17 protein-coding genes are annotated in these 18,467 nt (G+C 58.6%); 8 read left to right on the top strand and 9 right to left on the bottom strand.

Going from position 1 to position 18,467, the window contains the following annotated elements:
• Positions 1-18 precede the first annotated feature (18 nt).
• Both Q0887_RS11065 and Q0887_RS11060 read right to left on the bottom strand, forming a co-directional pair.
• Positions 19-978: a sterol desaturase family protein gene (locus tag Q0887_RS11065; RefSeq protein WP_299195039.1), complete on the bottom strand. Its 960-nt coding sequence runs from the start codon at positions 976-978 to the stop codon at positions 19-21.
• Positions 979-989: 11 nt separating this feature from the next.
• Positions 990-1,478, bottom strand: a complete 489-nt coding sequence (locus Q0887_RS11060; protein ID WP_299195036.1) for a hypothetical protein — start codon at positions 1,476-1,478, stop codon at positions 990-992.
• On the opposite strand from Q0887_RS11060, the gene Q0887_RS11055 reads away from it, so the two are divergent.
• Entirely contained in the window at positions 1,477-2,922 is a 1,446-nt protein-coding gene (locus tag Q0887_RS11055) for an amidohydrolase (protein ID WP_299195034.1), read from the top strand. The genes Q0887_RS11060 and Q0887_RS11055 overlap by 2 nt on opposite strands.
• A gap of 3 nt (positions 2,923-2,925) precedes the next feature.
• Here Q0887_RS11055 and Q0887_RS11050 read toward each other — a convergent pair whose 3' ends face one another.
• Entirely contained in the window at positions 2,926-3,357 is a 432-nt protein-coding gene (locus Q0887_RS11050) for a TIGR01244 family sulfur transferase (RefSeq protein ID WP_299195031.1), read from the bottom strand.
• Between the two features lie 274 nt (positions 3,358-3,631).
• On the opposite strand from Q0887_RS11050, the gene Q0887_RS11045 reads away from it, so the two are divergent.
• The 7 genes from Q0887_RS11045 to Q0887_RS11015 all read left to right on the top strand — a co-directional run bounded on the left by Q0887_RS11045 (position 3,632) and on the right by Q0887_RS11015 (position 10,551).
• Positions 3,632-4,423 (top strand): cold-shock protein, encoded by a 792-nt coding sequence (locus Q0887_RS11045; protein WP_299195028.1) that lies wholly within the window; start codon positions 3,632-3,634, stop codon positions 4,421-4,423.
• 125 nt (positions 4,424-4,548) lie between these two features.
• The gene (locus Q0887_RS11040; RefSeq protein ID WP_299195024.1) at positions 4,549-5,748 is read left to right on the top strand and encodes an aspartate aminotransferase family protein; all 1,200 of its coding nucleotides are present in this window, start codon (positions 4,549-4,551) and stop codon (positions 5,746-5,748) included.
• On the top strand, positions 5,745-6,692 hold the full coding sequence (argF, locus tag Q0887_RS11035) for an ornithine carbamoyltransferase (RefSeq protein ID WP_299195022.1): 948 nt from the start codon (positions 5,745-5,747) through the stop codon (positions 6,690-6,692). Before Q0887_RS11040 ends, argF begins: the two co-directional genes overlap by 4 nt.
• Before the next feature lie 69 nt (positions 6,693-6,761).
• Complete coding sequence (locus Q0887_RS11030; protein ID WP_299195019.1) at positions 6,762-7,658, top strand: Hsp33 family molecular chaperone HslO; 897 nt, start codon at positions 6,762-6,764, stop codon at positions 7,656-7,658.
• Between the two features lie 86 nt (positions 7,659-7,744).
• Entirely contained in the window at positions 7,745-8,158 is a 414-nt protein-coding gene (locus tag Q0887_RS11025) for a hypothetical protein (RefSeq protein ID WP_299195017.1), read from the top strand.
• Between the two features lie 69 nt (positions 8,159-8,227).
• A complete protein-coding gene (gene queC, locus Q0887_RS11020) occupies positions 8,228-8,926 on the top strand; it encodes a 7-cyano-7-deazaguanine synthase QueC (RefSeq protein ID WP_299195014.1) in 699 nt (232 codons plus the stop codon).
• 47 nt (positions 8,927-8,973) lie between these two features.
• Positions 8,974-10,551: an MFS transporter gene (locus Q0887_RS11015; protein WP_299195012.1), complete on the top strand. Its 1,578-nt coding sequence runs from the start codon at positions 8,974-8,976 to the stop codon at positions 10,549-10,551.
• Positions 10,552-10,906: 355 nt separating this feature from the next.
• Here the strand turns inward: Q0887_RS11015 and Q0887_RS11010 are convergent, their stop codons facing one another.
• From Q0887_RS11010 to Q0887_RS10985, 6 genes are all read right to left on the bottom strand, one after another.
• On the bottom strand, positions 10,907-12,055 hold the full coding sequence (locus tag Q0887_RS11010) for an OmpA family protein (protein ID WP_299195009.1): 1,149 nt from the start codon (positions 12,053-12,055) through the stop codon (positions 10,907-10,909).
• Positions 12,056-12,238: 183 nt separating this feature from the next.
• The gene (locus Q0887_RS11005; protein ID WP_299195006.1) at positions 12,239-12,700 is read right to left on the bottom strand and encodes a DUF2793 domain-containing protein; all 462 of its coding nucleotides are present in this window, start codon (positions 12,698-12,700) and stop codon (positions 12,239-12,241) included.
• A gap of 18 nt (positions 12,701-12,718) precedes the next feature.
• Entirely contained in the window at positions 12,719-14,491 is a 1,773-nt protein-coding gene (locus Q0887_RS11000) for a phage tail protein (protein ID WP_299195003.1), read from the bottom strand.
• 407 nt (positions 14,492-14,898) lie between these two features.
• Positions 14,899-15,240: a peptidoglycan endopeptidase gene (locus Q0887_RS10995; protein ID WP_299195000.1), complete on the bottom strand. Its 342-nt coding sequence runs from the start codon at positions 15,238-15,240 to the stop codon at positions 14,899-14,901.
• 89 nt (positions 15,241-15,329) lie between these two features.
• Positions 15,330-16,136 carry a DUF2163 domain-containing protein gene (locus Q0887_RS10990; protein WP_299194997.1) on the bottom strand — a complete coding sequence of 269 codons (807 nt, stop codon included), beginning with the start codon at positions 16,134-16,136 and terminating at the stop codon, positions 15,330-15,332.
• Entirely contained in the window at positions 16,136-18,454 is a 2,319-nt protein-coding gene (locus Q0887_RS10985; RefSeq protein WP_299194994.1) for a DUF2460 domain-containing protein, read from the bottom strand. The genes Q0887_RS10990 and Q0887_RS10985 overlap by 1 nt, the downstream gene beginning before the upstream one ends.
• Positions 18,455-18,467: the final 13 nt, after the last annotated feature.

The following is an 18,467-nucleotide window of genomic DNA, read 5'->3' as shown; positions in this document are numbered from 1 at the left end:
TCCTCTTGGGCGAAGAGACTAGGCGGAGTGTTCAGGGCTTTCAATCGGGTTTCGATCAGCCACCGGATTTCGCGGAGCACCCGACTGACCGTTCCGCTCAAGCCAGCGGGCACGGATCGTATCGGAAGTGTCGCGGCTGCCATCATGCGACCAGCCGGGTTCGCGCAGCAGGTAGGAAAGCTTGTGCTTCCATGGCGCACGCCAGATGTCACCCAGCATTCCGATCCACTCATGGAAGACCGACCAGAGCAGGTTGAAACTGCCCAGCTGCTTGATGATGCCATAGCGGATTTGCTCGTCATCGCGTTCCGCCTCGAATGTGCCGAACATCTTGTCCCAGACGATGAAGACCCCGGCATAATTGCGGTCGAGATAACGCGGGTTGGTCGCGTGGTGGACGCGGTGGTGGCTGGGCGTGTTCATCACTGCCTCGAACCAGCGCGGCATGCGGCCGATTGCTTCGGTGTGAATCCAGAATTGGTAGATCAGATTGAAGCCGCCCACTATCGCGATCATTAGCGGATGGAAGCCGAGCAGGATCAGTGGCAGCGCGAACAGCAGCCCGAACGTGAACGAACCGGTCCAGGTCTGCCTAAGCGCGGTCGAAAGATTATAATGCTGGCTCGAATGGTGGTTTACATGCGCCGCCCACATCCAGCGGATGCGGTGCCCCGCGCGGTGGACCCAGTAATATTTGAGGTCATCAAGCACAAAGCACAGCGGCCACGCCCACCAGACCGCCCACCATTCTGCGCCGAAATCGAACAGCCGATATTCGTATGCCTCAATGAAGAAATAAACGGCGAACCCGCCAAACAACGCCCCGGCAATGGTCGAGCCGAGACCGAAGCAAAGGCTCACCAGCGTGTCCATCGGTTCATAGGCTTCGGGCCGACGAAATCGCGACCAGAGCATCTCGGCCAGAACCGCGATCACGAAAAACGGCACGGCATATTGGGTGGGGGAGAATTCAGGCATCTTGCGAGGGTCTATAGAGCGTTGATGGCATCAGCCCAAGCCTCCGGATCATCGGTGAAGAGCGTCACCTGTCCAAACAGCGTGTCGCCGCTGTCGACCATCACGCGCGGACGGCGTCGCGCCTCAGGGTGGGAGTCGCGCCATGTCTTGGCTCTCGCCCGCTGATTCAGCAGCCGACCCGCAAACTTGTTGCCATGGCGTTTGATGAGGATGATCCGATCCTCGTGGTCGCGCGCCAAAGCGGCGCTTCCAGTGTCGTCTAGCGCGCAGGCTACGACCTCGAACCCGTCAATCACCTCGCCAGCGACTCTGCGCACGCCATCTTCGGTCGAAAGCTTGGGTTTACCTCCAAGCTTCAGCCAGCGCGCAAGCAGGAAAAGCGCGAAGATCGCCAGCAGCGAACCGCCGAACTGAATTATGAGCGGGTGAATTTCCATAGCGCGTGAAGGATTGGCACGCGCAAAGAATTGCGGCAAGCGTGTGCACAAGGAGAATGCCATGAATTTTGCCGGGAAGTCCCTCGCTCTTGCAGCCCTTGGTGCCCTCGCGCTGGGCACAGCACCGCTCACCGCAGACAGCCACGTCGAACCCGATGCGATCGCGATTGTCGATGGCGAGGCAGAACGGACCGCCAGAGTTGCTCAGGAATTGTGGGATCTGGCTGAACTTGGCTACCTCGAAACGCGCTCAAGCGGGTTGATGCAGGCCGAGCTGGAGGCCGAAGGTTTCACAATCGAAGCAGGCATTGCCGAGATCCCCACAGCCTTTGTCGCCGAATGGGGTGAGGGTGGTCCAGTTATCGCAATCCTTGCGGAAATGGACGCATTGCCCGGTATCAACCAGTCAACCGCTGCGACGCGCGATCCGGTTGCAGGGAAGGGCGCTGGCCACGCATGCGGGCACAACCTGTTCGGAGCCGGCTCGCTGACCGCCGCGATTGCGGTGAAGGAATGGCTTGAGGCGACCGGCACTCCCGGGCGCATCCGCTTTTACGGGACGCCCGCCGAGGAAGGCGGCTCGGGTAAAGTCTATATGACCCGCGCAGGCATGTTTGATGACGTCGATGTCGCGATCCACTGGCACGCCGATGACGAGAACAGCGCCGCGGCGCGCACCAGCCTTGCCAACCGTTCTGCCAAGTTCCGCTTTACCGGCGTGTCCGCCCATGCTGCCGGTGCGCCCGAGCGTGGGCGCAGCGCACTCGACGGGGTCGAGGCAATGAACATGATGGCGAATATGATGCATGAACATATCCCGCAGGATGCGCGGATGCATTATGTCATCACCAGCGGCGGCAATGCGCCCAATGTCGTCCCCGATTTCGCCGAAGTTTTCTACTATGTCCGTCATCCCGATCCAGAGGGTGTCGAGCAAATCTGGGCCCGGCTTGAAGATGCAGCGCGCGGCGCAGCGCTAGGAACAGGCACACAGGTCGAGTGGGAAATCATCCACGGCAATAACCCGCTTCTGGTGAATGAAACGCTGGCCCGCGCGATGCAGGCCAAGCTCGAGATTGTGGGAGGGGTCGATTATTCGCCAGCCGAACGCGCTTGGGCGGAGGAGTTGCAGGCCTCGCTGGGCGACGCTGCATTGCCATTAGAAAGCGCAGCGGAAATCCAGCCCTATAATCGAAGCCTTGGTTATGGCTCGACCGATGTCGGCGATGTGTCGTGGGCGACGCCAACCGTTGGCGTGCGCACCGCGACCTGGGTTCCCGGCACGAGCGCCCATAGCTGGCAGGCGGTCGCGGCGAGCGGCCATTCGATCGGCCACAAGGGCGCGCAAGTTGCGGCCAAGGCCATGGCGCTGATGGCAATCGAGCTGTTCACCAATCCTGAATTGCGCGCTCAGGCTCGGGCAGAGTTCGATGCCGCGCGCGGCCCGGATTACGTCTATCGTTCGCTGCTGGGCGACCGCGATCCGCCGCTCGATTACCGGCGGTAGGTCTTACCGTGCGGCCAGCATGTCGAGCATTGGGCGGACCGGGCTGACGTCATAACCTGCAACCATAGCGGAGCGGGCTATGTCATCCGGCGCAGCGCCGCCTTTGGCCTGCGCCAAGGCCCAGAGCAGAGTAGAGCGGGTGCCGGAACGGCAATAGGCGAGCGCCTTGCCTTGCGTCGCGGCTAGAGCTTTGATCATCTCGTCGACCTGAACTTCGCTGAAGCCCGCATGGCCGATGGGAATGGCTAAATAGTCGATACCCGCAGCTTCGGCAGCTGCGGCGACCTCGTCACCTTGCGCCGCCGCAGGATCTTCGCCATCGGGTCGGTTGTTGAGGATCAGTGTCACTCCGGCCGCCTTGGCCGCTGCAATATCCTCAGTCGTGATTTGCGGGCTGGCGAGCACAGAATCGGACAGGGTGCGAAAATCAGCCATGGATTAGGTCTCCTCAATACGGTTCCAGCCATGGAGGCGACTGAATGGCGTTGCAAGCACGCCAACAGCACAATTCGCACTCGAAAATGTCACAATTTTGCGCGATCTGGCCTTTGCCGGTTAAATCATTCGCCTAGCGCGGCTTTGTGCGCTATGCCTGCTACAGAAGACGGGTCCAGCGAGTCTGGACGGCTGTCTGCGTCTGGTGCGAATTGTTGCCCTCGTCACCAGCGCCTTGAAGGGTCGGGCAGCGTGATAAGGTACGACTTAAGTTATGGGTTACGACAGGGGACGTCGGCGCGGTCGGGACAAGCGCGACGGTTTCGGTGAGGACGGATTTGATCCGTTCGGCGGCGGCGGTGATGGATTCTCGCCTCCCAGCGATTTTGGGAATGATCGCGGTGGTGATCGCTATGGCGGCGGAGGCGGTGGAGACCGTTTCGGCGGCGGTGGCGATCGGAATCGCGGCGGTGGCGGTGATCGCTTTGGCGGCGGCGACTCGCGCGGTGGTCCGGGTGGACCTCGCGGCGGTGGCGCAGGCGCAGGTGGCGGCGCAGGCGGCGGTTTCAACCGTATGCCCGCTCAGGTTGTCGGAACCGGCAAAGGCACCGTAAAGTTCTTCAACGGCCAAAAAGGCTTTGGCTTCATCCAGCAAGAGACGGGCGGCGAAGATGTCTTCGTCCATATCAGCGCGGTTGAACGCGCCGGTCTCGAAGGTCTGGCTGAAGGGCAAGAGCTTGAATTCAATCTCGTAGACCGCGGCGGCAAAGTGTCCGCACAGGATCTGCAGGTTGTTGGCGATGTGATCGCGGTCGAGCAGGCTGGCCCGCCCAAGCGCGAGCTGACCGGCGAAAAAGCGACTGGAACAGTCAAGTTCTTCAATTCGATGAAGGGTTTCGGCTTCCTCGTGCGTGATGATGGCCAGCCGGACGCATTTGTTCACATCAGCGCGGTCGAGCGCTCAGGTCTATCAGCTATCAATGAAGGCGAACGCTATGAGTTCGACCTGGAAGTTGATCGACGCGGCAAGCATTCGGCCGTCAATCTGGTGCCTGTTCAGGGCTAACCGATACAAACAGACAGGCCGTTTGACCCAATGCGCGAGCGGCCCTAATCATTCTTGAAATGGCGGCTCTTTCTAGGGCCGCCATTTTGCTTTCAGCTCGAATCTAACGAACCAAGGAATCCCTCATGTCGATCAACCCTCTCATGCCCGTCTATCCCCGCTGCGGTGTGCGGCCAGTGCGCGGAGAGCACTGCCATCTGATTGACGAAGACGGCACGCGCTATCTCGATTTTGCCAGCGGGATTGCAGTGAACCTGCTTGGCCATTCGCATGAGGGCCTAATCGGAGCGATCCAGAAGCAAGCGGCCGAGCTGATGCATGTCTCCAATCTCTATGGCAGTCCGCAAGGCGAGAAACTCGCGAAGCAGATTGTCGACAATACCTTTGCCGACACCGTCTTCTTCACCAATTCGGGAGCAGAAGCGGTTGAAGGCGCGATCAAGGCTGCGCGTGCCTATCACCAGAATGCAGGCGAGGAAGGCGACAAGGATCGCTTCGAGCTGATTACATTCTCCAACGCTTTTCACGGCCGCACAATGGCGACGATCAGCGCGTCGAACCAGACCAAGATGCATCACGGTTTCTCGCCTTTGCTCGACGGTTTCAAATATGCCGAGTTCGACAATCTGGAATCCGCCAAGGCGCTGATGGGCCCGCACACGGCAGGCTTTCTGGTCGAGCCGATCCAAGGCGAGGGCGGCATTCGCCCGGCTTCGGATGAATTCATGAAGGGCCTGCGTGCGCTGTGCGATGAGCATGATCTGATGCTGGTGCTCGATGAAGTGCAATGCGGTGTTGCGCGTACAGGCAAGCTCTATGCCCACGAGCATTACGACATCGAACCCGATATTCTTGCAACGGCGAAGGGCCTGGGCGGCGGCTTCCCGATTGGCGCTGTCATCGCAACCGAGAAGGCCGCGCGTGGCATGACATTCGGAACGCATGGCTCAACCTATGGCGGCAACCCGCTCGCAATGGCGGCCGGCGGAGCGGTTTTCGATGCGGTGGCGAATGAAGAGTTCCTCGCGTCCGTGACCGAAAAGGGCGAGCGCATCCGCACGCGCCTTGAGCAGTTCATCGGCAATTATCCCGACCTGTTCGAGCTGGTGCGTGGCAAAGGTTTGATGCTGGGGATCAAGATGAAGGTCGAAAGCCGGCCTTTCTTTGTCCACTTGCGTGACAATCATCAGCTGCTGACAGTGGCAGCTGGTGATCAGACTTTGCGTGTAATCCCGCCGCTGGTCATTGGTGATGCGGAGATCGACGAGTTCTTTGACAAGCTTTCGGCTGGCGCGGCGAGCTTTGAAGTGCCCGAGCCTGCATGATGGGGGAGCAGCAAGGGAACCGGCACTTTCTCGACCTCAGCGATGCGGGCGCCGATGCCATTGCGGCAATGGTCGGGGATGCGATTGACCGCAAGGATGCGCGCAAGAGCTGGCCCAAAGGCAAGGTCGATCCCGATGCTCCGTTGGCAGGCCGGGTACTGGCGCTGGTGTTTGAAAAGAGTTCGACCCGCACCCGCGTTAGCTTCGACATCGCGATGCGCCAGTTGGGCGGATCCGTTCTGATCCTCGATTCGGGATCGAGCCAGCTTGGCCGCGGTGAGACAATTGCCGACACTGCGCGTGTGCTAAGCCGGATGGTCGATGCGATCATGCTGCGCACCGATGATCACGCAAAGATCGAGGAAATGGCGCGCCATGCAAGTGTGCCAGTCATCAACGGTCTGACTGATCGTTCGCATCCTTGCCAGATCGTCGCCGATCTTCTGACGATGATCGAACATCGAAAGGCGCTGCCCGGTCTGGAAGTCGCTTGGTTCGGCGATGGCAACAATGTGCTCCATTCGATCCTGGAGGCCGCGGGATTGATGAAGTTCAATGTGCGCGTTGCCACGCCCGCCGGATTTGAGCCTGAGGCAGAATTTGTCGAGTTGGCGCGCCAAGGCGGGGCCGTTGTGACACTCACCGATGATGCCAGCGAAGCCGCACGCAATGCCGATGTGCTTGTTACCGACACCTGGATTTCGATGGGGCAGGAGGATGCTGCATCAAAACGCGCCGCGATGGAGCCTTTCCAAGTCAATTCCACGCTCATGGCTCAGGCAAAGTCCGATGCGATTTTCCTCCATTGCCTGCCGGCTCATGTTTGCGAAGAGGTGTCAGAAGAGGTTTTCGAGGGCTCCCAGTCGGTTGTCTTTGATGAGGCTGAAAACCGCATCCATGCGCAAAAATCGGTTCTTTTGTGGAGTTTTGGTCTGCTCGCTTGAGCCTCGCGAATGGCACCACCTAGCGACAGGCCCTTTTAGCCTGCCCGTTGAGCCACCATATGTGCAAAAATGGAAAACCAGCCCGAAACTTTTGCTGACAAGCTGCTTGGCTTCACGCTTCCCTTGCGCAATGCCCGCGCGCGTGCGGTTCGACTCGACTCAGTTATAGACGATGTATTGTCGGCGCATGATTACCCGCCACCGGTGACGCATTTGCTTAGCGAGGCACTTGTGCTTGCTGCTTTGATGGGAGGTTTGCTCAAGGCCGAGGGCAGTGATGCGCAATTGACCATGCAAGCGCAGACGCAAAGCGGGGTTATAACGCTTCTGGTCTGCGATTTTCGCGGGGGTGATTTACGCGGCTATGCCGATTTCGATGCGCGGCGACTGGCGACGCTCGGCGCGAACCCGCCGCTTTCTGCATTGTTCGGTGAGGGCTATCTCGCAATCACCTTCGAAACCGGCAAAGGCCAGCGCTATCAAGGTATCGTCCCGCTCGAAGGGGAAACTCTGGCCGAAGCCTGCGAGACCTACTTTAGCCAATCGGAGCAAATTCCGACCATGATCCGAGTCGCCAGCCGCTCGAATGGCAAGGATCGAGTTGCGGCAGGCCTATTGATCCAGCATCTGGCAGACGGGGAAGAAGGACGTGAGCGGCTGCATGTGCGGATGGATCATCCCGACTGGGAACATGTTGCCACAATGGCGAGCACGATCAGCCACGAAGAACTGCTCGATCCAGCGTTGTCGCTCGAAGGGATCGCCTGGCGGCTGTTTCACGAGGAAGAGGAAATTCGGGTCCAGCCGGGCGCGCCCCTAAGCCGCGGTTGTCGCTGTAGCGCGAACTATTATGAGGAAGTTGTTTCACGCTTCCCGGAGGTCGAGCGTGCAGAAATGCGCGACGAAAACGGCGCAATCAAAGTGGATTGCGCATTCTGTGCCAAAGTGTTCGAGTTGCAGATTTAGCGATTGGTCGCCGTTCAGCAACGGCTCATCGCACAATCGGCATTATTGCGACGAAATCGCGAAAGGTATGCGTCGAAGAGACTGTCATGATTAAACGTCCCAACTTCTCACCCGTCGGCGTCATCGCCGCGCTCGGAATGATTGCGCTCGGTGTGGCAATCCCTGTCGCTGCACAGAATGACGGCCTCGCAATGTTGGGTGGCCTGACCAAGGGTGAATGGACAATCAAGCATCGTGACGGGTCGGCCGATCGCAAGATCTGTGTCGAGACCGGCCGGGAACTGATCCAGCTGCGTCATACAGAAAGCGACTGCAGCCGCTTTGTTGTTGAGGATGGAGCCAACAAGGTGACCGTCCAGTATACTTGCCCGGGCAACGGCTACGGCCGCACAAACATCCGAAAGGAGACTAGCGCGCTGGTCCAGATTGAAAGTCAGGGGATCGCTTTTGGCCTGCCGTTTCAATTCGCAGCTGAAGCGCGCCGCACGGGTAGCTGCTAGGTATCAAGGCCGAAAGGCCAAGCCTCGACCGGGCATTGCCAATTGCACAATTCGAGCTATTGGCGGCGCATGACCAATCCCGAAACTGCAATCCAGTCCAGAAAAGCAGTCGTCCTTCTTTCGGGGGGACTGGATTCGATGGTCACCGCTGCTCGCGCGCTTGAAGACGGGTTTGAAGTGCACGCTTTGACCGTAAATTATGGGCAGAGGCATCGGATCGAGCTCGACCGCGCAAAACGGATTGCTAGGGCATTGGGACTGGCTAGCCAGGTCGAGATCGCACTCGACCTTAGGGCTTTCGGCGGTTCCGCGCTGACCGATGCGATTGAAGTGCCCAAGAACGGGGTCGGTGAAGAGATACCGGTTACTTATGTCCCGGCGCGCAACCTTATATTTCTTGCACTAACCACTGCATGTGCGGAGGCGGCAGGGGCAAATGACATATTTATAGGCGTCAATGCGCTCGATTATTCGGGTTACCCCGATTGCCGGCCGGAATTCATCGCCAGCTTTGCTGAAACCGCCCGTTTGGGCACCAAGGCGGGCGTCGAGGGCGCCCGCTTCACCGTACATGCTCCGCTTCAAGACATGAGCAAGGCTGATATTGCACGCGAATGCGAGCGGATGGGATTAGACCCCGCATTAAGCTGGTCATGTTACGATCCATCATCCGATGGCAAGGCGTGCGGGGAGTGCGACTCCTGTCGCCTACGCAAAAAGGGTTTTGACGAAGCGGGAATTACCGATAGCACTTCATACACAAAGTAGCTGGCCATTCGCGCCAGTCACAAATGTTGCGGAATCGGGGAAATTCTTTGAATCAGGAAACGGCAGCGCCGTCCGAGCAGGCTGAGCAGGCAGATCAAAAGGTCCCAGCCTACAGTTGGTACGCGTTGAGCGTGTTGGTCATCATTTATGTGCTCAATTTTGTCGACCGTAATATCATTTCCATCCTCGCGGAGGACATAAAGGCCGATCTGGGGCTGCGCGACGACCAGATCGGATTTCTTTATGGGACTGCCTTCGGCGTATTCTACGCTTTGTTCGGGATACCTCTCGGCAAACTCGCGGATAGCTGGCACCGCGTCCGACTGATGACTGTAGGCCTTGCGGTGTGGTCGGCATTCACCGTGTTTTCTGGATTTGCAAAGAACTTTGCCATGCTCAGCGTCGCGCGCATAGGCGTCGGCGTTGGCGAGGCGACTGCTAGCCCTTCAGCCTATTCGCTCATTTCCGACTGGTTCCCAAAGAAGATGCGCGCCACCGCGCTCGCGATCTATTCCTCCGGCCTTTATATCGGCGGCGGCGTTTCGCTCTTTATTGGAGGTGCAATTGTTGAGAAATGGAACGAAGCCTATCCGGTCGATGCACCTTTGGGGCTTGCAGGCTGGCAAGCGGCTTTCATTTTGGTCGGCCTGCCGGGGCTATTGCTTGCGTGCCTCGTGTTCACGCTACGCGAGCCGCTTCGCGGCCAAAGCGAAGGCATAATTGCTCCGCCATCGAAGGATCCATTTCGTGGGTTTGTTCGCGAGTTGGTCGCAGTCATCCCACCCTTTACCCTTTTCGGCGCTGCACAGGCTGGCCTCCGAGGCATCGCTATCAATCTCGCAGGCGCAACGGTGATCGGAGGTATCGCTTATGCGATGGCGGTCGCAACCGAGAACTACCAACAATGGGGCGCGATTGCGATCGGATATTACGCGATCTTCTCGTGGGCATCGACGCTCAAACGCCGCGACGCTCCGACCTTCAAGCTGATTTGGGGAACGCCAGCATTTCTCTCGACGATCCTTGGTTATGGCATGGTCGCCTTTATGTCGTACGCAGCGTCATTCTGGGCTGCACCCTATGCGCAGCGCGTTCTCGAAGAATCGCAGTCTGTCGCAGGTTTGTGGATCGGCGGGCCAGGTGCCGTCGGTGGCTTCTTGGGCGTTATCCTAGGCGGACGAGCTGCGGATTGGCTGCGTGAGCGAAATCCCGGCGGTCGACTGATCGTGGTCGCTTTTGGCCTGGTCGCAGCAGCCCCCTTCCTGTTCATTATGTTCACAACCGATAGCCCAGCCGTGTTCTATCTAGCCGCATTTCTGCAATCGCTTTTTGCAAGCTCCGCTCTGGGTGGCGCGGCGGCGACGACGCAGGATCTCGTCCTCCCGAGAATGCGGGGGACTGCGACCGCAACCTTCTTCCTCTCGACCACGCTCGTAGGCCTAGCGCTCGGACCTTACATGGCCGGGCAAGTCTCGACCATGACGGGTAGCCTCTCGACCGGCGGTCTCAGTCTTCTGGTTGCGGTGCCGATCGGCCTTGTCCTGCTTCTAATCGCATATCGTACAGTACCGGCTGCCGAACAGTCACTGCTCGAAAGAGCGCGTGAAGCTGGAGAGGAAGTCTAGCTAGGCGGGGCTGTTGAGACATTCAAAGGTCGACGCCGGCGTGCGTCGATGACCTTGAAGCTCTGATTCACCAAGCTTTCTAGGTGGCGTGAGCGTTTGCGTGACGCGTTGGCCAGTATGATTCCCTGAACGCGGTGTATTAGTTCTTACTCGCCTGCCACCTAACAGTGCATCGCCTTATCAATGTCGGCATGCGCCTCATCTAGAATTGTTTGAGGGAGGTGTGCCGCGATCTGGCCGGGTTGTAACCGCAGGCGTGTGGCGGGCTGTGTCAGCGTTCACAACACGATTGGGAACACAAAAAAGGGGCCGGATTGCTCCGGCCCCTCAATTGTCTGTCGGCTAAAGCCTCTACTTACATGCCCGAACCCGGACCGTAAGAGACTTCAACACGGCGGTTCTGCAACTCGCGGACACCGTCAGCAGTCGGAACGCGCGGCTGTGATTCGCCGAATGCCTCGCTGCTGATGCGACCAGCGGGAATGCCGCGGCCGGTCAGGTATGCATTGACCGACTCGTTGCGACGTTCTGCCAGACCCATATTGTAGGTCACGCTGCCCGAACGGTCGGTGTGACCAGCGAGCATGACGTTGGCGGTGCCGCAATTGGCATATGCCGTCACTGCACTGTCCAGAATCATCGCAGCATCCGAAGTGATCACCGATTCATCGAAGTCAAAGAAGACGATGTACGGGCCCGTGTTGCACGGCGGCGGAGGAGGCGGCGGCGGTGGTGGGGGAGGCGGCGGCGGCGGCGGCGGCGGCGGCGGCGGAGGTGGCGGAGGTGGCGGCGGCGGGGGCGGAGCCTCGCCACCAAAGTTGTAGGTGAAGGAGCCCAACAGTGAGTGCGAGCTCACGTCGGTTTCGAGCGGACGCCCAAGCGGATCCACCAGGCTAACGTTCACGGCGTTGAAGTAACGATACTTCAGGCCAACGTCCCAGCTATCGCTGAGCGGTGCGCGAATACCTGCGAGCAGCTGCCATGCAAGACCCGTGTCCGAGTCATCATATGCACCGGGGCCGTTTGCGTTCACGCGACCTTCGAGGTCAACGCGAGCCACACCGATACCAGCACCAGCAAATGCCTGAAGGCCATCATCCGAACCAAAGTCGAACAGGCCGTTGAGCATGAAGCTGAGAGCGTTCAGGTCACCAACCGCTTCACGCGTATCAGTGAAACGATTGAAGCCACCGGGCTGATTCGCGGTCGGGTTAAGTGCCAGGCCTTGCGAGCCCGCTGCAATCCGATCCGTATCTGCTTCACGATAACTGGCTTCGGTTTCGAGACGGAATGCACCGAAGTCATAACCGACGACACCGCCGAAGTCATAACCGGTATCATGGTCAACGGTGGCATCGCCACGCGTTCCGTCTACATCAAAAGTGACGTCTTCAACAAGCATCACACCAGCATCGCCCTGGATGTACCACTGGCCATCGCGGGCCATAGCGGGCGTGGTGAGTGCGGTCGAAGCCATCGCCATGCCTATGACGATTTTACGCATTCTAATATTCCCCTTCTCTAAATTCTGAGGCGCTCGATACCTCTAACTTCTCCCCTGTTGAGTATCAAGCGGTCAATGGTGACTAACTGTTGCAAGAATGCCGCTAAACTGGGTTCTAGAGGGCAAAAATTCGGACAATCATGCAAACTCACTCATTCTCGAATGGCAGAATCGGTCGAGCGTTCATGCAGTTCTAGCGAAAACACCAGATTTTTGAAGAGCTTCGATCAGTTCGGCAATTATCTGCCGTGCTTCCGCATCGATAGTGCTCCCGCCGCTCGGTTGTGTCGGTTCAACAGGGACTTGCCAGCCCGAGCTAAAGTGCACGAATGCATCGGCTTGTTGATCGAAAACGCGCATGCCCGACTGCGGAGCGACAAAATGCCATGCGCCTCCGACGAAGATTGCCAACTCATCATCGTGACCTGCCCAGTCACCGCTTGCGGGCGCGACAATGCGAAAGGACTCGCCTTCAATAGGAGCAATTGGCGGCGTGTCGAGCGACTCCTTGACCGTGCCGGTCATGAGCGAGTCAATCAGGCTGAACGCTTGATTGACGAAGAATTCCTTTTGCGCCTGCCCTGCAAAGAGCAAGGGAAGCGAAAATCTCGACGTGGTGGATGGGAATGAAATTGGCACGGCCATGTCTCGAATCTCCGTTTATCAGGATAGGATGGTCAAAAGGAGCGGGCTGGATTGTCCAAATGTTCCGATCTGCCGGACCCAAAGCGGATTCGAGCCAAACTGCGAAACCAGATCGGATTGCTCTGCGGGTTCAAGCACGAATAGTGCTTCAGAAGTGTTCCAAGCGGCAGCTGGAGCAGAAATGGGTCCAAAACCAACTTCATAGGATTCGGTTTCCTCGATGAGCGGCACTCCCCCGCCGTCATTCCAGCGCCACTGCCCCCTGGCGCGGCGCGTCCAGCAAGCTTCGATCGAACCATTGCCAAGAATGCGAATGCGCGGAGCAACTGGCATTGGCGGACGACGGGAAACTCCGACGTTTCGAAGCGCAGAATAGACCGCATTTTCGTCACCTTGGCCGATTGCTGCGATTTGTGTTGTGGTTGAAGAAGGCACTGAGGCGGGGTCGAGAGTTGTTAGCCGCTCATCGAGTAGAACAACCGGGGTTTCGGCCGCGTGGCCTTCAATCGCCGCGTCCTCGGTTCCGGCGCGGCCGCGCAGCAATCCGGAGAGCTTCCAGCGGAATGGGTTGATCGGCGCAGCAGCAAGGAATTGGATTACCTCGCCTCCAACCAACAGCCGGTTTGCACCCATAGCAACGCCGGTAATGTCCGTGCTGGCAAAGCCGAGATCATCCGACGGTAGATCGACTTCGAGAAACGCGGATGGCTCGATGATGGCGCTGCCAGATGGTCCCACTGGTGATGCCAGTACTCCCATAACTGCGCGCTCGCTTCGTGCACTGCCAATCTCAACCAAGGCCGAGCCTTGTTCGACGAAAAGCGATGCTCCGCGCCACCCAGCTCCGATTGACGTTGTAGCAGCCAACAAGACCGGGTTGGCAGGGTCCGAAGCCCCGTCGAGAGGCGCTTCAAATGCATCGAGGATTGTCGGCGTTACCGGAAGATCGAGAGGTGTGTTGGCGCTGCCAGCGTCGCTGGCCACAATGGCTCCAAGAGCGGGCGCAAGCCGTTCGAGGCCCATTTCTATTCCGCGATCAAACCACTCCCAGCTTCGCACTGACCAGAAGCCGCTCGATCCTGGAACTTTGACTACACTTCCCGGCCCAATTTGTGGGTCGAGTTCCCCAGTTTTCCATAAGATAGTTTCGTCCTGAAAGCGGGTGCGGTGCGCATTCGAATTTGCCAATTGCCGAGCCCCGGTTGCGGTCATAGCAGCAGGGAGATCGATCATGCTTTCGCGGCCATCTGGCCGCCTGCCCAAAGCCCGCTGGACGCCCGGTTGATAGTCACGCTCTTCATCGTAATAGCGCAGAGCAAGCGGCTCTCGTCCGCGTTTCTCTCCACGTCTTTTGTCGCGTGCCTCCGCATCTTCGCTATCTAGAGAAGACAATTGTTCGGGAAGCGTGGGCACATTGGCCGCAAACGATTGTTCTGCAGCGAGTTTTAGGCCAGCAGCCGTGGTTACGCAGCTAAGCGGAAACACCTTGTCTATAGCAGCCAAGGACGATCCAACCGGCCCACCTTCATCGGAAAAACCCCGCGCATTCTCAAGCAAGACTTGCCCAGAGACTGGATCGCTTTGCGGGACCAATTGGCCCAGCGACACCTGCGCATCATCATGGCCAAAGACCTCGAATGTCAGCGCCGGAATCCGATTACCGAAGTCTGCCAGTTGCAAGTCTTCGAATACGACATACGCGCAATCACGAAATGCAGGTGCGCTGGACCCGCGATCAGCTGCGATAAGCGGGTCGGCGGGATTATCGCCCGTACCTAGATAAGTCCGCATTGCGCCAGCAGCCTTCAGGTCACCACTTGCACCGCGCAGCAAGTTGCCGTCGGCCCAGATTCGCCCAATGCCCGCTAGCGGCGTGCTTGATAAGGCGACAGCAAAGGAAACGGAATAGGAGTAAGTCTTGGTGGACGGGCGTCCTTTACCGCCACCTTCTTTCGAGCTTGATTCAACTAGTTCGGTGGACCAGATCACCGTTCCGGCAACCCGCATCCTGCCGAAGTGCCGAGGGATTGGTTGACCGTAGCTAGAGGTAGTGACCGACAATTCCTTCAGGCGTGGTCCTTCACGGCTTCCGCCTCCGAAAATCAACAGATCCGCTTGCTGCCCTATGATTGCGCCTATCGACCCTCCGATAGGACCGCCGATCGCGGTTCCCACGGCACTTAGAACCAGAGTTGCCATCAGGCTTTCCTCTCGGAGATTGGGTTGAGGCGCCAATGCGCCAGAATTTCTTGATCAGTCGCCATTGTCTGACGCACAACCCGGCGCAGCCCTGCATGGGCGTGAATTGCGGTCTGTAAGTTTTCGACAATCATCAGGTGCTGCTGACCCGGTGAGGGTATGATCAGAATCAGATCGCCCGGCTCAAGGGTGCCGTCAGCTGCCGCAAAGCCTGAAAGAGTGGCTGCGGCAAACCAGCGCTGCGCATCGGCGTTACGAATCCTGTAACCCTCGGGTGCAACAGGTTTCCGTCCAATTGCAACAAGGCTGGCATAGACAAGTCCGACACAATCGACGCCCATTGCTGGGTCACGGCCATGCAAACGGAATGGGGCGCCAATGAGATTCGCTGCGGCCTCTGAGAAGCGAGCGCTTTCGCCGTTCAGCCGCCTCACTGTCCGTAACGCGCAAGCAAGTCGTTGCCCGGCAAAAACGGCTCGCCGCGAAAGTTGACAGCGTTATCAAATCTGCTGGAGCAAGTGCCCAATGTGTGGTCGCAGCCTTCCGTCAGTTCGGCGGCGGTACCGGCAATTAGTCCATCATGAAGTGGGCGGTCTAGCGTGAGCCAGTCGCCGTTTGCACTCAGAATTCCGAATACGAGGCCCGTCTGCGGGCCACTGAGAAATCTCAGCTGCCCGTCGACGTAACTTGCGCTTGTGATGGTGCTGAAGCGGACCTGATTGAAATCAAAATCGACCTCATTGAGCTCGACCCTTTGAGTAAAGCGATGCGACGATAGGCCGCATCCTAGTCCGCAAAACACCGCGCGGCAGGTAGGGCTGGTGCGCGGCACGAGATCCTGTTCGAGCACGTGTTTGGCAGACAACAAATCGGCGGAAAAGCTGCGCTGATTGTCCTCGACCCGTCCGATTACTCCAGAATAAAGCGAATGATGTTCAAGCGTTTCCCAATCGACAATGCCGATCTCAATCGCAGCGTTGTCGAATAGCCCAGCAGCCAGATCGTCACTGCTGATCGAGTCGTGACTCAATGTCCCTTCAACACTCGCGCTGTCTTCAGACAGGTCGGATGTCATCCGAATAGCGGCGGGGACCATCCCGGGTGCCGTGCGATGGCGCAGTCCAGCAAAGGCCAGATCGCGGTCGTGGCTTGAAAAACCCAGTGCCACTCCGTCGCGCCTGAAAACCCTCCAGAATGTGGCTGCACTTTCAAGCTCGCGGTTAAAGAAGGCCCGCATCACAGCTCCCCGCGCAGCTCGATCAAGGGCACACTTGGCGCTTCGCCTGCCTCAAAATTGACAGCAGAAATGTCGATCCTGTCCTCGGCAAAGCGGACGGGCACATCGAACAGAAATCCTGCACGGATCTCTGCGCCTGTATCTGGAGCTTGAGCAAAGGACACAAGGCCTGCACCGCCCAGCGTCCAATCAAGAACCTCAGCGCCGTCAACGCTGATGACCAGCGTCTCAGCCCGAGGGCGGGTTATCGGCCGTTCCTGAGGATCGCTGACTGCACCATAGGACTTTACCAGTCGGAAATCCGCGCTTTGACCGTCGCCGATACCGATCAACTGATCGAGCATGGTCGGCGTTCCGGTCATGCCATTCGAACTGTGGTCGAATGGATCGCTGATGCGGAAACCCTTGGCCGGCCCGCGGCGGGCGCGAAAGAAGGCGATTAGTTCGGACAGCTCGTCTTCCGACCGAATGCCAGGCCCGACATCAAAGTGAATCCGGGCATCCGACCAAAGCGAATTGCGCCGCTCATGCCCCGATGCTGTGACCGAAATCGAGGTCGAGAATTCGGGCGCAACTGCGGTCGTCCGGCCCAAGGGGAAAGGGTAGAGCACGTCGTCAAAAGCATCCATGGGAGGCTCTCCGATAGAGGGGAGGCGGGTGTATCCGTCGCGGTTTACTTGCGGCTGCGCCCAGACATATCGCCGGGTCACGCCGCGCTCGGCAGCTTCATCGAGGCCGGCGTCAATCCGTGCCCAGAAAAGCTCCGCATCGGCTGGGTCGAGTACGAATCCGGCTAGGTAATCCTGGCTGGCGATCGGGTATTGAAGGCGCGCATTGACGAAGTCGTAGGCGGCCCTGCGCAAGGCATCTGCGCCGCCTGTTAGCCAGTCATAGTCCTCCACCTGCAACCGGTCGAAAGCCGGGCTTGCCCAACCTACGGGAAGATTTGCACGAAAGAGTTCGGGCATTTGCGGGTCGAGAATGGTCGGGGTGAAGGCGAGCAAAAGCACCTCTGCCCCAGCGCTTGACGCCTTGATATCTGCGGTCAGATCAGCCGTGGACTGCGCCAGCAACGCGCCTGCAAGATCGAGCAAGTCGATTTCCGCCTGCGTCAGCGGCTGGCGCATATCGGCGATTTCAGGCGGCGACCCACCAAAGGCCGCTCGCGCCGCATCATCATAGAGGCAAATCTCTCCGTCCGAAGTGGTCCACCACCATGGCTCGCCAATTTGTGCACGCACCGGCTGTCCAGCCTGTTCGAGCAGCTGGACAAACGCCAATGCTGAAGCGCTCAGCCATGCCATGGCATCGGTGTTTGCAGGCGAGAGAAGAGTGGATGGAGGCACCCAACCGGTCAGGGCTTGCGCGCCGCTGACGGTGCGCTGTTTCCAGGCTTCGGGGCAGAAGGCATCGAACAGTTCGTAAGAGATCGAGGCGATCACCTCCAGATCATTGGCTTTGGCCGTTTCAAAGAAATTGCGATGCCATTCGATTGCGGGCTGGCACAATTCCCCCGATGGCACCGCCAGCAATGAACCGGCTTGCTGTAAAAGCCGCATGAAGTGGCTCATCCCGACATAGTGGACAAGATCTTCACGGTAGCCGAGCCCGACGGCTCCTCTGATGAGGCGCTCGGGCGTCTGATCGTAGCCATCGTCATAGGCGGTAGCGAGACGCTCGCCATGTTCGGGCATGCGCACATCGCCAATTTCAAGCATGCCGTGCCTGCCATCCGCAACAATCTGAGACATGGTGACGCGACCGTTGAAACGCTGCGATAATGGCGCGGCGCTGCCTGCTACATAATCCGGCGCGACCAGCGAGATAAACATCCGGTCGATATCGGCGGGATGGACCGGATCGCCGGGAAGTGTGAATCCGCCTTCCAGATTGGAGAATGGAAGGGTGATCTCCGCATCGCTGGGTGACCCAGTCGCGTAATTCCACAGCCTTACAAACCATGTCTTTGCCGCACCCGCGGCGTCACGCCCTTCAATTGTCAGCGTCGGACCGTTCACTCCATTGAGCGGAATTATGCCTTCTGATTGCCAGCGAAAACTCAATGTCGTGTTCGAGTAATCGCGGTTGGTTTGATAGGCTAGGAGAGGGTGGTCGAGGCTATCGACACTATCCCAGATGAGCCCGACCAGCTCGCCTTCGTGATGAAGCTCCACGTCGACCTGCAAGCTGTCGGCACTGGTGGTAATCACCGATGCCATTGCGGGCCGTGGGAAATTGACGGTCCAAAAGCGCGGGTCGAAGCGCTGGATGAAGCTTGATTCTTGTGCGTTTCTGTCGCGCACCAGCCAGAATGCCATAGTCCGATCCTGT

The sequence above is a fragment of the uncultured Erythrobacter sp. genome (genome assembly GCF_947492365.1).
Taxonomy (GTDB): domain Bacteria; phylum Pseudomonadota; class Alphaproteobacteria; order Sphingomonadales; family Sphingomonadaceae; genus Erythrobacter.
This window is presented reverse-complemented; position numbering and strand designations above follow the sequence as displayed.